Source organism: Gloeocapsa sp. DLM2.Bin57 (assembly GCA_007693955.1).
Taxonomy (GTDB): Bacteria; Cyanobacteriota; Cyanobacteriia; order Cyanobacteriales; family Gloeocapsaceae; genus Gloeocapsa.
Map to the genome: position 1 here is coordinate 1 of RECR01000072.1, position 13,829 is coordinate 13,829.

A 13,829-nucleotide genomic window follows, 5' to 3' on the forward strand; every position below is an offset into this window, starting at 1 on the left:
TTGTTGTATATACTGAAAGAAACGGGGAGATCCGTCTGATTTCAGCAAGAAAAGCCAATAAAAAGGAGAAAAAACAATATGAATCCTTATGATTTTGCTAATATGTCAGAAGAAGAAAGACATAAAACTTTATTGGAAATGTCCGATGAAGATATTGATTACTCTGATATACCAGAGCTAGATGAAGAGTTTTTTAAAAATGCTAAAAGAATCAAACAACTAAAACCAAAAGTAGATAGCATTAATATTAGATCTGATATATTAGACTGGTTCAAAAGTCATGCTCAAGAAAAAAAATATGAAGATTTAATCAATGATGTTCTAGAAAGTTATATTAATAATCAAAAGAAATGCTAAGTAGGTAGGTCTAAATAAACGTTAATATAATTGACCCTATAATAGTTATAGAGACCTTGCGGTTGCTACGCAGAGCCTAATGCTGAACTTCGTTTCGATTTTATTATAGTGATTTAACCGACATGATATTACTTAATAGTATGATTGTGTAGGTAATTGGCAGGTGGAAAGAGGAAAAAAGTCTAATTTTAGAGACAATTTTCCCCATAATGCGAAAAGATCTAGATAGCAAAATACGTATTTTTTAGTGCTACATAAAAGTAGGTAAATCGATCGCCTTTTTCATCTTTTTAATCGTTGTTTCAGGAACACGATCAATTCCTGGGGAGGGCCAATGAGCTTTAGGTTTAGGTTGCTCAAGAGGTTTTTCTTGACTTTCAGGAGTAGGTTTAGTTACAGAATTATTAGCTAACAGAATTGTGGCGCTACTTTCTTTAAAACATTCTTCTAAAACAGTTTTATATTCTAAAGTATAGCGCTGTTGTCTTAATAACCTTCCATGTAATTCTTGTAACTGTTTTTCTGTTTCTAGAAGTTTGTAAGTCTGTTGATTATAGTTATCTTGAACTTGGGAACATTCCCTCTCTAAATTTGATAAATGTTCTTGAGTTTCGGCTAATTGACGAGAGAGAGTTTCGATCATTAACTGTTGATTTTTAATCGTTTGCTGAGCTATTTCTAATTGGTTAATTAAGAGTTCAGTTTCAGGATTTTCTTGAGGAGTTTGAGCAGAATTAATCACAGATTCTAACTCAGTTATTTTAGCCTTAAGTTGAGAATTTTCTAATTCTAAATCATGATTGGTTTCAACTTCTACAGGTTCAGAAACAGGAAGTTCATAAACATTAACTTGAGGTAGAGTAGGTTCGGATTCTTCAACCAAACAATCGACCAAATCATCAATAATATTATCAGCTAAAAACTCTTGATTTTCCGTAATAATTTCTGGGGGAGATTCAATCTGAAAAGAAAACATAATTTTTTGAATCTCAGACTGTATAGATGAATCAGTATTAGGATTTAACTCACTCATAGAAATACTCCTTATAAAGTTGTTGATGTAACCAGGAACGATCTACTAAAGATTGAATTTGAGCAGAATTAAGAGAATCTCCGTTAACATATTCATTAAGCCAAGTAGTACTAATTAAATCAGCACTCTCAGGAAGATCTGCTAAATGCCAACCAGGGATACTTAACTCTAACTGCAATTGAGTAACTTTAGGATCATAGCTTAACGCAAAACAACGACAACCTTCAGCCATCGCCATAATAAAGCTATGCAAACGCATACCTATCAGCATTTCTACACCGCGGAAAACACCTTTTAAAGCGCGAGGATCATCTAAACAGAGAATATGATAATCACCAGAAAGTTCAGCGGTAACCTGTTTAATCAGAGGAAGATCTTGACTAACTTGAAAAGGGAGAAAAATTAAAGACGCGTTAGTAGCTAATTGAAAATCTTTTAAAGCTTTAGTAAGATAACTAAGACGTGAAGGAGTAAGAGCAGCTGTAGGACGTAAATTAACAGCTACTCTAGGAGATCTGATTTTTTGAATCTCTTTAACAGGATAAGATTCTAGAGACCACACTGGATCTGGAGCAATTAAACAAGGTATTTGCCAATCCTGGAGTAACTTAGCCGAAGCATTATCTCTGACACTAATTTTCGTGCAATTATGCAGGACAGATTTAGTCAATTTTTGGGTAATTTGCGCTTTTACTGGACCAATACCTTGAGACCAAGCAAAAGTTTTTAAACCTAGTCGTTGAGCAAAAGTCATTAAACCAAGATAATAATAAGGACTAGCTAAACTAGTCACATCCTGTAATAAACTACCTCCACCCCAAATAAATAAATCAGCAGTAGATAAAGATGATAAGACAGGGAAAAGCGATCGCCTCGGAATACTTTCTACACCATAAATAGCCCTAGTTGCTGTAGGATCAGCAGAAAGGACAATAGGAGTGATTGAAGGAGGTAACATTTGCAAAAGAGATAACAATAAAGCCTCATCTCCCGCGTTACCCTTACCATAATAACCGCTAACTATTGCCCTAGGTTTGTTCATAATTACATCTATGCGTTATCAATTAGAGGCGATCGCCGCCTGTTGTCATAATAGTACCATTGGTAAGCTATTACCCCAAGCACTCTATGTTCACAAATATTATCTAACAGAACTTGATCCCCTTTTGCAAAAGTATGAACAAGTAGCTAGTACAGTCAACGAGCAGAGTAAAAATGCTACCTTGGTTAAATTTAGTACCAATAAATTATTAGTTTCCTACTTATTTTATCCCCACTTTGAAGATGATCCCCATCCTGCTTTAGCTACTAGTATCATCATCAATATGGATACCCTAGAAGAGAAAATCTGGGATTATACTCAAAGTAAAAATCCTCCGATACTCCATCGTAAAGAAACCTTTGTTAATCGCAATCACCCTGGTTACCAAAAATTTAGTTATCTTACCCACATAGAAGAACAATTAGGATTACTAGAGCAATCTCATTTAATCGGTAATCGGTTAGAATGGCAACAACGCTTAAAAGCACAACATCTAGAGTTTAGAGGACATAATCTGGTTTGTACTCTTCAACCTAAACTAGAGACAATAATCGTAGAACGTCACAAAGCAGCTATACATCGTCGTCGGCTATCTCGTCCTGTACGTTTAGCGTTACACGCGGGTTTATTCACTCCTGAAACAACTTTCTTTGACTATGGTTGTGGTCATGGAGAAGATGTCCGTCAAATAGCAGATCTTGGTTATCAAAGTAGCGGATGGGATCCTCATTACTGTAAAGATCAACCCCTAATTAATAGTGATATCGTCAATTTAGGGTATATCCTCAACGTGATTGAAGACTTTAACGAACGTCGTCAAACCTTACAACAAGCTTGGGAATTAACCAAACAAGTATTAATAGTAGCAGCTCAAGTGTTATTAGACGATAGTTATCAAGGTTGGTTAAGTTATGGAGATGGCGTGATTACTAATCGCAATACCTTCCAGAAATATTATCACCCAACTGAGTTAAAAAATTATCTTGACCAAGTCTTAGGAGTAGATGCGATTCCCGTAGATTTAGGTATATTTTTTATCTTTCGGGATCAAGTGGTTGGCGAAAATTTCCGCGCTAGTTGTTTACAGCGAAGGTTACGCATACCTGGTTTATCTCACTCTAGTAAACGTTATGAGGATTATCAGGAGTTATTAGCACCCTTAATGGGTTTTATGACTCGTAGGGGACGTCTTCCCGTCAAAGGAGAATTAAGTAACGAATCAGAGGTGATCTCTGAATTAGGGAGTATTCGTCGCGGGTTTAAATTGATTTCTCAGGTTACCGACGTTAACGAATGGGAAGCGATCGCCGAACAACGTCGTCAAGATTTACTTCTCTATATTGCTTTGAGTACTTTTCGGGTTCGTCCTACTTTTAAACAACTACCCCCTCTAGTTAGACAGGATATTAAAGCTTTGTTTGGTAGTTATCAAAAAGCTTGTCTTTTAGCTAGTTTAATGCTCATCAGTCTCCATGATTTGGAAAATCTCCAAGATTTAGCCGATAATAGTCCCATTGGGCAAAAATCTGCTGATTCTTTTTTAATTCATATTACTGCTTTAGATAGTTTAGATCCGATGTTGCGTTTATACGAAGGTTGTGCTAGTCGTAACTTTGGACGTTTAGAAGCAACTAACTTGATTAAATTTTCTTGGCAAAAACCCCAAATTACCTATTTAGCTTGTCCCGATTTTGACACCACAGCCCATCCTTTGGTAAAGCATACCATGAGCGTTGCTTTAGATACCCTAAAAATTGATTATCTTGACTACCTAGAGGATGATAACCCCCCGATTATCCACCGCAAAGATAGTTTAGTTCATCCTGAGTACCCTAATTATGCTAAATTTGCTAATCTAACTCGCCAAGAAAAGCAATGGGGTTTATACACCGATAAGGGTAAAATCAGTCGTCTCAAGGGTTGGTTAGAATGTTTAGCAACACAGGGAGCTGTTATTCGAGGTCATCGTTTAGTTTGGCGAAAAGATTTAGATCCCTATCAACTAAAATTATTACGTGCTCAAGTACAAGCGCGCAAGCGTCAAGGTAAATAAATATTTCTATGTTTTTTAGTGTTGTTATTCCTACCTATAATCGTCAACCTATTTTAGCCAAGTGTTTACTAGCTTTAGAAACACAATTTATTACTAGTGGTTATATAAATGGTTATGAAGTAATTGTCGTTGATGATGGCTCAACAGATAATACCTTAACCTGGTTATCTGAAGCTAAAGCACAATTACCCCATGTTAAGGTTATCACCCAAAATCACGCAGGACCGGCCCTAGCGCGCAATCTAGGGGTAGCTAAAGCAACGGGAGATATAATTATCTTTATTGACAGTGATTTGGTGGTTACAGCTAATTTTATCGAAGCTCACGCTCATTGTCTGATCACTAACCAAACAAAATTAGGAAACGATCGCCTCTTCACCTATGGAAGGGTAGTCAATACCGCTAACTTTGATGATCCTACCTCAGAGCCCTATAAGTTAACCGACTTCTCCGCGGCTTACTTCGCTACAGGTAATGTGGCGATCGCCAAAAAATGGCTAGAAACCGCAGGATTATTTGATACTAGATTTCAACTTTATGGTTGGGAAGATTTGGAATTAGGTGTACGTCTGCAAAAACTAGGGTTAAAATTAATTAAATGTCCTCAAGCAGTAGGTTATCATTGGCATCCTCCCTTTAGTTTAGAACAAATTCCTAATTTAATCGAAAAAGAAAAACAAAGGGGACGCATGGGTATCCTGTTTTACGAAAAACACCCAACTTTTAACGTTCGGATGATGATTCAAATGACTTGGTTACATCGTCTCCTCTGGGGGATGCTTACTCTCAATGGGAGACTTAACGAAAAAACCCTGAGCACCTTTTTAGGAAAGTTAATCAAGCAAGGACAATCTCAATTAGCCTTAGAAATTGCTCGAATCTTTCTAAATTGGTATAATGTGCAAGCAGTTTATGAGGCTTATGCTGAAAAGAACTTAAACAAACCAAAATATTAAGATTAGTTAATTTTAGCATCAGACTAAATTTCAAGTAAGATTTCTGTTGCCAAATCTCAAAAAAAGTGCTCTTAATAAAAAACACTTAAAATTAAGCAAATTAGGAGGTAATCATGTCAGCCGCTTTAATAGGATTCGCCATAGGTTTAGCAGTAGGAATTGGTTTTGTCTTTTGGCAAAAACAACAATTACAAGCTCAAGAACAAAAACTCAAACAACTAAAACAAGAATCTAACAAAAAAATTCGCGACGTAGAAAGAGAAAACGAGATTCTCAAAGAAGATACTACAACCCTAAGACTAGAAAAAGAACAGTTAGAACAACGATTAAATGGTTTAACCGAAGATCAACAGTCTCAAATTCAACAAGTAGAACAATCATATACTCAACAAATCCATCAGTTAGAACAGATTAAGGGGAATTATGAACGTCAACTAGCTGAGTTAGAAGAGTCTCATCAACAAAGTCAAGAAAGAATTCAACAATTACAACAATCTCGTCCTCATGATTCGGGCGATCGCGCTGAATTAGAAGAACTTAAACAGTTAACAGCAAACTACCAAGACAGAATACACGATTTAGAAAGAGCTTATAATGAAACGGCAAATCGTAATAGCGCTTTAACTCGGGAACTAGAATCAGTCAAACAAGATTACGAAGAACGCATCAGAGATTTAACAACAACATCAACTCAAACAACTCCCGAATTCCTAGAGGAAGCACCAACTATTGTAGCTACAACAACTACAGCACCCCAAGAAGAAATAGAAGAGTTAGTATCTCAACCAGAAGCTATTTATACCCAAGAGGAAATAGAAGAGTTAGTATCTCAACCAGAAGCAATCTCTACTGAAACGGAAATCTATACCCAAGAGGAAATAGAAGAGTTAGTATCTCAACCAGAAGCAATCTCTACTGAAACGGAAATCTATACCCAAGAGGAAATAGAAGAGTTAGTATCTCAACCAGAAGCAATCTCTACTGAAACGGAAATCTATACCCAAGAGGAAATAGAAGAGTTAGTATCTCAACCAGAAGCAATCTCTACTGAAACGGAAATCTATACCCAAGAGGAAATAGAAGAGTTAGTATCTCAACCAGAAGCAATCTCTACTGAAACGGAAATCTATACCCAAGAGGACATAGAAGAATTTGCAGAAATAGATACCGATAACATGGTTTACCCATTTCCAGAACAAGAAACTGGAGTCAGTCGTGATACGGAAATTATTAGCTCTGAAGAAATTAATGCTATGCTCAGAGCTGAAGAATCAGCCACAATAGAAGAACAAGAAGATCCCTTCTCAGAACTAATTTCTGTAGAAGAATTAGAAGCTTTTTCCGAGGAATCATCACCTGTAGTCAATAGCGATGATCCCTTCTCAGAGATGATTAGTACCGATGAGTTTAACCCCTTTGACAGTGAGTTAGAAGCTACTCAAGAGTCTAATGACTTAGATGATTTGTTCTTGGTTGAAGAAGAAACCCCAAATATAACAGCCGAAGAATCTCTAACCGATGATGCGGATTTAATGGATTTAATCGGTGGTGACGATGATCTAGGTGATTTGATGTCTTTTGAAGAAAATCAGCTCAATAATAGTCAAACAGAAGATGATCTAGATCTTATGGAAATGTTAGGAGAAGATAATTCTGATGATGATTTAGCAGCTTTATTAGAATTAGACGATTTAGAAAAAGATGTTCAAAGTGACGATTTTGAACTATTTTCCGATTTCGATGAGGATAAATAGTAATTAGGAGAGTTTGACCATATGTCCACAGAAATAAAAACAACAGATTATCTGACAGGAAATAGAGTAGCTTCTCTCAATAGAACTACAGGGGAAACCGATGTACAGGTTGATATCAATCTCGATGGTAGAGGTCAATGTCAAGTTAACACGGGTATTCCTTTTTTAGATCATATGTTACATCAATTAGCATCCCATGGTCTGATTGATTTGGAAATTAAAGCAACAGGAGACTGGGAAATCGATGACCATCATACTAACGAAGATGTGGGAATTACCCTAGGACAAGCGATCGCCAAAGCTATCGGCGATCGCCGTGGTATAGTCAGATTTGGTAACTTTGTTGCTCCTCTAGATGAAGCTTTAGTTCAAGTTACCCTAGATTTTTCGGGACGTCCCTATTTAAACTATAGTCTAGAGATTCCTACCGAAAGGGTGGGAAATTATGACACTCAACTAGTGAGAGAGTTTTTTGTCGCTTTGGTTAACCATAGTCAGATAACCCTACATATACGTCAACTAGAGGGGATTAATTCTCATCATATTATTGAAGCTACTTTTAAAGCTTTTGCTCGCGCTTTACGTATGGCGATCGCCATCGATCCTTTACGTGCTAGTCAGATTCCTAGTTCTAAAGGAATACTCTAACATACTCACAATCAAAACCTCCATCTAATCCCTGTAGTCATGAAGATGGGGGTTTTTTTATTGAGTAGATTAATACTCACACCCTATCTGATTAATTACTCTACCTAACCTCAAAAATGATCACACCCTAACCCCCAAAAAATTTTCTAAATTTTTCTAAACTATACCTAGTAATAGTAGTAATTTTTGAGTTTTTTTTAATTATTTTTAATTAAGTTAATTTAATGTTTTTCTACTCGGGCATATTTTTAAAAAGCTATGATGAATTCAGTAACAAAGAACACCAAAAGAAAAACGATTAAGTTCAGATTGAACAAAAAGGAGTTAAGGATTATGATAATGTTAAAAGCTTCCCAAATCATGACTACCGAAGTTGTAACTATTCGCGGATCTGCTACAGTAGCTGAAGCTGTAAAATTAATGAAACTACACAATCTCCAAGCTTTGGTTGTAGATATACGCAATTCTCAAGACGCTTATGGAATTATTACCAATAATGATATCGTTACTAAAGTAGTTGCTTATGGAAAAGATACAACTAAAGTTCGGGTTTATGAAGTCATGACCAAACCTTGTATCGTTGTCAACCCAGATTTAGGAGTAGAATACATCGCGCGCTTATTTGCTCAAACAGGCATACGTATCGCTCCTGTTATCCAAGGCGAATTATTAGGCATAATTTCTGAAAGAGATATTCTACATAAAGGTGATTTTGTCGAAAATCCTAAAGCACCCCTGCTCAAACGTGAATTAGCCAGAGCGATCGAAGAAGCACGCTCTCTAGCAGCCATTAACGGTGCAACCTCTCCTAGTTGTTTAGAAGCTTGGGCTTTAGTAGATGAATTAGAAACAGAAATAGCCTATCAAAATGGCGATGATGCTCCTGAAATGACAGCCTTTCAAGTATTTTGCGCTGAACATCCCGAAGTCTTACAAATACATCACAAAGAATTAGTCAATGCTCAATGATGTTAAAGAAAAAATACCCCGCGTTACTCGCGGGGCTTTTTTTTATCTTTCTCTTTGACCTGAGTCGGTTTGGATAAATAGAATTAGTAGAAAAACGGTAGGAACTAATACAAAGAGAATTGTTGCCACAAAACCAAGATCATTAACTTGCATAGAAAAACACCTGTAAACTAATTAATCCGAGCTAAAGATAGGATATCATTTTTTGCTCACAACAGACTAAGGCTTTGTATTGACGCTAACAGGACCATTGACCAAGGTTTGACAAGCTAAACGATAATTACTAGGCTTTTTCTTGAGTTTACGTTGTTCAAATTCCGTAGGCTCAGAGAGATTCTCCATCCCCTCGACTATTTCCACGATACAAGTACCACATTGACCATAACCCCCACAATTCATCAATTTTCCCTTTAAAGTGTACAAATCTATGCCATTTTGCAAGGCTTTCTCTCTCAGATTTGCTCCAGTGGCTACAACAACTTCTTTCTTTTCTTTGATAAAGTTAATGGTCACGTGCTTTTCTCCATATTAATATATATTAAAAATTATAAATTTTTTTTAACCTAATCTTTGAGAATCTTAAAAATTTACAAAAAAACAGAATACTTAAACAATTGTTATTTATATTAGAGTCAATAATCTAGTAAATATAAAGTTTTATGGATTTTTTCAGCAATACAGTCGCTCTATCGCGAACCCAATTCGCTTTAACAGCGATATTTCATATGCTTTGGCCCGTATTAACTACGGGAATGTCCATCTATCTAGTCATAGTAGAGGGATTATGGTTAAAAACCCGTAACCCTGCTTACTATCATCACGCTAGGTTTTGGGCAAAACTCTACGTACTTAACTTCGGGATTGGGGTAGCTAGTGGTGTACCCATGGAATTCCAATTCGGTACAAATTGGGCACCCTTTTCTGAAGCAGTAGGAGACTTTTTCGGTAGTGTCCTCGGTTTTGAAGCCTCTATGGCGTTTATGCTAGAAGCAGGTTTCTTAGGAATTATGCTCTTTGGTTGGGAACGGGTTAACCCCCTCATCCACTATTTAGCAACTATCCTAGTAGCCTTTGGCGCTAACCTATCTACATTCTGGATTTTAACCGCTAATTCTTGGCTACAAACACCCGCAGGCGGTGAATTGGTTAACGGCAAATTTATCGTTAAAGATTTTTTTGCCGCCATTTTTAATCCCTTTATGGCAAAAAGCGTTTTACATATGTCCCTAGCTACTTGGGAAACCTCCCTATTCGTTATCGGTGGAATCAGCGCTTGGTATATCCTCAATCAACGTCATCAAGAATTTTTTAGCAAATCATTCAAAATAGTCTTGATAGCAGCGATCGCCATCGCCCCACTGCAAATTTACGCAGGACATCTCAGCGGTGAACAAGTCTATCAATATCAACCCACTAAACTAGCAGCGATGGAAGCCCAATGGGAAACTATCCCCGCAGGAGTAAGCGCTCCCTGGAGTATGCTAGCTTTACCTAATGAAGCTGAAGAAAAAAACGACTGGGAAATAAGCTTTCCTAACGCTCTCGGTTATATCCTCGAACTAAAAAAAGAACTACCCTCACCTGTATTGGGATTAAAAGAGTGGCAACCAACAGAACGCCCCAAAATGATTGGTCTAATCTACTACTCCTTCCGCATCATGATCGCCGTGGGCTTCTTTTTAGCAGGATTAATGTTAATTACCCTCATTCAATGGTTACGCGGTAGTCTCTCTAACGAAAAAATTATTAAACAACGCTGGTTATTACTAAGTTGGCTATTTGCAGGACCTCTGGGTTATTTAGCCATTGAGTGCGGTTGGATTGTACGTTGTGTGGGCAGACAACCCTGGGCTCTTTACGGACAAATTCGCACCGCTGATGCTGCTTCGGTTATCCCTCCTAGTGACGTACTCGGCTCACTGATCGGTTTTGTCACAGTCTATTCTATTCTCTTTGTCTGTGCTCTCTATTTTGGTCGTCGCATTATTATCACAGGTCCTAATCTTGACCTACCTATTCCAGGTGAACCCATAGTTGGTCTTAAAGTAGAGCCCGCTGAACACAGACCAGATAGTCGCCCTGTTGAAGCACAATAAGGAGATTAACTATGGAAACACTCGGCTATTTTTTACCCCAAGTTTGGTTTTTTATCCTCGTACTGTTTTTATTTCTCTACGTTGTGCTCGATGGTTTTGACTTGGGTGTGGGGATTCTCTCTCTGACTGCTTCTAGTGAGGAAAGACGCGGTATTCTCATGACTAGTTTAGGTAATGTCTGGGATGCTAATGAAACTTGGCTAGTTTTAATGGGTGGCGCATTATTTGGGGCTTTTCCCCTAGCCTATGGTACGATTCTCACCGCGTTATATATCCCTATCTTAACTATGGTGTTTGGTTTTATCTTCCGCGCTGTGGCTTTTGAATTTCGCGAACATTCTGATAATAAGATCTTTTGGAATTTTGCTTTTGGTGCGGGAAGTTTTCTGGCTGCACTTGGTCAAGGATTCTCTCTCGGTGCGGTTATCGATGGGATTAAGGTAGATGCAAGTGGTCATTTTATTGGCTCTACCTGGGATTGGTTAAATTGGCACAATGCTATAGTAGCTTTGACTTTGATTCAGGGTTATGTCTTGATTGGCTCTACTTATCTGGTGATGAAAACAGAGGGTAAGTTACAAGAAACTCATTATAAAACCGCTAAAATCGCTGCGGTAACTACTCTCATCGGCGCTGTAGCCATCACTGTTGCTACTCCTTTCCTCTCTGATGAGATTCGATTACGTTTATTTCAACAACCCTTTGTTTACATTTTTGCTCTGATTCCTGTTGTAGGAACTTTCTTGATTTGGCGCTTAATTACTGGGTTGAATAAACGTCAGGAAGTAACCCCTTTTGTGATGACTATCCTTATTTATGTCCTCACTTTTTTGGGGTTGGCTTTGATCGTTTTTCCTTATATCATTCCACCGACTATTACTATCTATCAAGCTGCTGCTTCTCCTAGCTCTTTGGTATTTATGCTCATTTTTATCGGTGTGTTGATTCCGATTATGTTGTTCTATAACATTTATCAATACGTTGTCTTCCGCGGTAAGGTGAAAACTAGTATCTACGGGGATTAATTTTGTTGAACTTGACCATTTAAACTACTAATGGCAAGTTCTTCTTTTTGGCATAATAATGGTAACCTGATTTGTACAGTAGTTCCTTGCTCGATTCCTTCACTATACAGATCAATTGTCCCTCCCATTAATTCTGTATAGCTGCGGGAAATGGCTAATCCTAATCCTGTTCCTTCGTTTTTACGAGTAGTTGAAGAGTCAATCATCTCAAAGGGTCTAAATAGTTTACTTTGTAATTCTGGCGCTATACCAATTCCTGTGTCTTTAATACTAATGATCACTAAATTATCGACTATTTGACTACTAATACTAATCATTCCTGTTTCGGTAAATTTGATGGCATTATGAATGACATTAGTCAGAACTTGTTTTAATTTGAGACTGTCTGCATACACCATTAGGATATTATCAGATAAATTAACGGCTAACCTTAAACCTTTTTTGTCTATCTCTATTTTCTTTAAATCAACAATATTTTTAATTAAATTATTAAGATCTAAAGACTCTAATTGTACTGAAGCTTTACCAGATTCTATTTGGGTAATATCTAAAATGGAATTAATTATACTGAGTAAATATCTGGCTGATTCTTCTGATTTTTGTAACCATTCTTGCTTTTCTTCTTCACTGTTATAAAATCCTCCTCTTACTAACTCGATCAAGTTAATTATGCCATTGAGTGGTGTTCTTAATTCATGAGATGTTGTGGCGAGAAATTGGATTTTTAATTGGTTGGCTATTTTGGCTTCTTCCCAATATTGCTCTACTTTTTTTCCCCAAGTTTTTAACTGATCAATCATTAGATTTAAACCTTCGGAAAGTTGCTTGATTTCTCGAATATAAAAATCTTGAGGTATTTTTTCGTTAGATTCTAAATGTTTAGTTTCTAAAGCATAATCTCTGAGTCTTTCTAATGGACGTGCTAAGGTATTGGCAATTAATAACATTACCCAAGCACTAATTATAAACATTAAAACTCCCATTCCTAATAAAACTTGCCAAATATCTCCTAAAGGAATAAGTGCATCTTCTAGAGGAGTTACTGCTAAAATAACCCACATTTGTCCTTCTTCTAAGGTAACAGGATTGGGAAGGGAACTATAACCGGCTACTACTTCTAAACCATTTTTTTCTAACGCGAATAAGTGTAAAAAATTCTCTTCACCTGCGATCGCGTTTTCTACTAACCTTTGTAATCTTGGTGCGTCGCTTAACTCATCTATATTACGTCCAACTTGATGGGGTAAAGGATGAGTTAAAATAACTCCTTCTTGATTAATAACCACGGGATAACCAATTAGTATCCCTGGAGTGGGTTTCTCTTGTTTGAGTAAAGCTGCTTTGATTACTAATCCATATGTTAAATTTCCCGACTGATTATAAACTGGCACTGCTAAAATTAACTCTAGTTGATTATCTGTATTGGTTTGTGCTTGGGGTAAAATTTGTTGTACATAAACTTGTTTAGAGGTGGTTAAAATATTTTCTTGTCTTGGTGACCATTGATTGTTCAATTCAACTAACATATTCTCAGTACAAGTATTAGCGGTTAATTGGTTAGTTGCTAAGTTAATTAGTTGCACACAGTTGATATGAGTGGGTAAATCTGTTTGCAATTGATTCAGAAAAAGTTGATAATCTGAAATGTTACCAGTTTGTAGTAAAGAACTCTGACTCGCTGTTACTAAATGATTACGAAGAGCTTCGATTGAGTTTTGGATATCTTCTCCCTTTCTGATCGCACTTTGGGTTAAATTTTGTCTCCCTGTCTCTAAAAAAGCTGACCTAGCTTTAAGATAGGTTAAACCTATACCACCAAGTAAAACCGGCATTGTCATTCCAAATAAGCCTAAAAATAAAATGCGACGAAAAGAAAGTTGTGGAATGGGAAACATG

General features: G+C 36.9%; 14 protein-coding genes. 9 read left to right on the forward strand and 5 right to left on the reverse strand.

Translation table 11 applies throughout. From position 1 onward, the window contains the following. Together EA365_09110 and EA365_09115 are read left to right on the forward strand one after the other, a co-directional pair. A partial coding sequence (locus tag EA365_09110) for a BrnT family toxin (protein TVQ44815.1) occupies positions 1–92 on the forward strand: 92 nt, incomplete at its 5' end. After that, the gene (locus tag EA365_09115; protein TVQ44816.1) at positions 79–357 is read left to right on the forward strand and encodes a hypothetical protein; all 279 of its coding nucleotides are present in this window, start codon (positions 79–81) and stop codon (positions 355–357) included. The genes EA365_09110 and EA365_09115, both read left to right, overlap by 14 nt. Positions 358–607: 250 nt before the next feature. Here the strand turns inward: EA365_09115 and EA365_09120 are convergent, their stop codons facing one another. Together EA365_09120 and csaB are read right to left on the reverse strand one after the other, a co-directional pair. Then, positions 608–1,390 (reverse strand): hypothetical protein, encoded by a 783-nt coding sequence (locus EA365_09120; GenBank protein TVQ44817.1) that lies wholly within the window; start codon positions 1,388–1,390, stop codon positions 608–610. Next, positions 1,383–2,432 carry a polysaccharide pyruvyl transferase CsaB gene (csaB, locus tag EA365_09125; GenBank protein ID TVQ44818.1) on the reverse strand — a complete coding sequence of 350 codons (1,050 nt, stop codon included), beginning with the start codon at positions 2,430–2,432 and terminating at the stop codon, positions 1,383–1,385. The genes EA365_09120 and csaB overlap by 8 nt, the downstream gene beginning before the upstream one ends. Positions 2,433–2,442: 10 nt before the next feature. Here csaB and EA365_09130 point away from each other — a divergent pair, with 10 nt between their 5' ends. The 5 genes from EA365_09130 (at position 2,443) to EA365_09150 (ending at position 8,812) form a co-directional block, all read left to right on the forward strand. After that, on the forward strand, positions 2,443–4,485 hold the full coding sequence (locus EA365_09130) for a DNA phosphorothioation-associated putative methyltransferase (GenBank protein ID TVQ44819.1): 2,043 nt from the start codon (positions 2,443–2,445) through the stop codon (positions 4,483–4,485). A gap of 8 nt (positions 4,486–4,493) precedes the next feature. Then, on the forward strand, positions 4,494–5,441 hold the full coding sequence (locus tag EA365_09135; protein TVQ44820.1) for a glycosyltransferase: 948 nt from the start codon (positions 4,494–4,496) through the stop codon (positions 5,439–5,441). A 113-nt stretch (positions 5,442–5,554) separates the two neighbouring features. After that, complete coding sequence (locus EA365_09140) at positions 5,555–7,195, forward strand: hypothetical protein (protein TVQ44821.1); 1,641 nt, start codon at positions 5,555–5,557, stop codon at positions 7,193–7,195. Between the two features lie 51 nt (positions 7,196–7,246). Further along, the gene (gene hisB / locus EA365_09145; protein TVQ44861.1) at positions 7,247–7,843 is read left to right on the forward strand and encodes an imidazoleglycerol-phosphate dehydratase HisB; all 597 of its coding nucleotides are present in this window, start codon (positions 7,247–7,249) and stop codon (positions 7,841–7,843) included. 339 nt (positions 7,844–8,182) lie between these two features. Next, positions 8,183–8,812: a CBS domain-containing protein gene (locus tag EA365_09150; GenBank protein ID TVQ44822.1), complete on the forward strand. Its 630-nt coding sequence runs from the start codon at positions 8,183–8,185 to the stop codon at positions 8,810–8,812. 42 nt (positions 8,813–8,854) lie between these two features. On the opposite strand, the gene EA365_09155 is transcribed toward EA365_09150, so the two are convergent. Further along, positions 8,855–8,965, reverse strand: coding sequence for a photosystem II reaction center protein M (locus EA365_09155; protein TVQ44823.1), 111 nt, complete (start codon positions 8,963–8,965; stop codon positions 8,855–8,857). Positions 8,966–9,031: 66 nt separating this feature from the next. Further along, positions 9,032–9,325: a (2Fe-2S)-binding protein gene (locus tag EA365_09160; protein ID TVQ44824.1), complete on the reverse strand. Its 294-nt coding sequence runs from the start codon at positions 9,323–9,325 to the stop codon at positions 9,032–9,034. Positions 9,326–9,471: 146 nt separating this feature from the next. On the opposite strand from EA365_09160, the gene EA365_09165 reads away from it, so the two are divergent. Both EA365_09165 and cydB read left to right on the forward strand, forming a co-directional pair. Continuing rightward, positions 9,472–10,908, forward strand: a complete 1,437-nt coding sequence (locus tag EA365_09165) for a cytochrome ubiquinol oxidase subunit I (GenBank protein ID TVQ44825.1) — start codon at positions 9,472–9,474, stop codon at positions 10,906–10,908. 11 nt (positions 10,909–10,919) lie between these two features. Further along, positions 10,920–11,933 carry a cytochrome d ubiquinol oxidase subunit II gene (gene cydB, locus EA365_09170; protein ID TVQ44826.1) on the forward strand — a complete coding sequence of 338 codons (1,014 nt, stop codon included), beginning with the start codon at positions 10,920–10,922 and terminating at the stop codon, positions 11,931–11,933. On the opposite strand, the gene EA365_09175 is transcribed toward cydB, so the two are convergent. Next, positions 11,930–13,828, reverse strand: a complete 1,899-nt coding sequence (locus EA365_09175; GenBank protein TVQ44827.1) for a sensor histidine kinase — start codon at positions 13,826–13,828, stop codon at positions 11,930–11,932. The two genes, cydB and EA365_09175, sit on opposite strands and share 4 nt — an antisense overlap. Position 13,829: the final 1 nt, after the last annotated feature.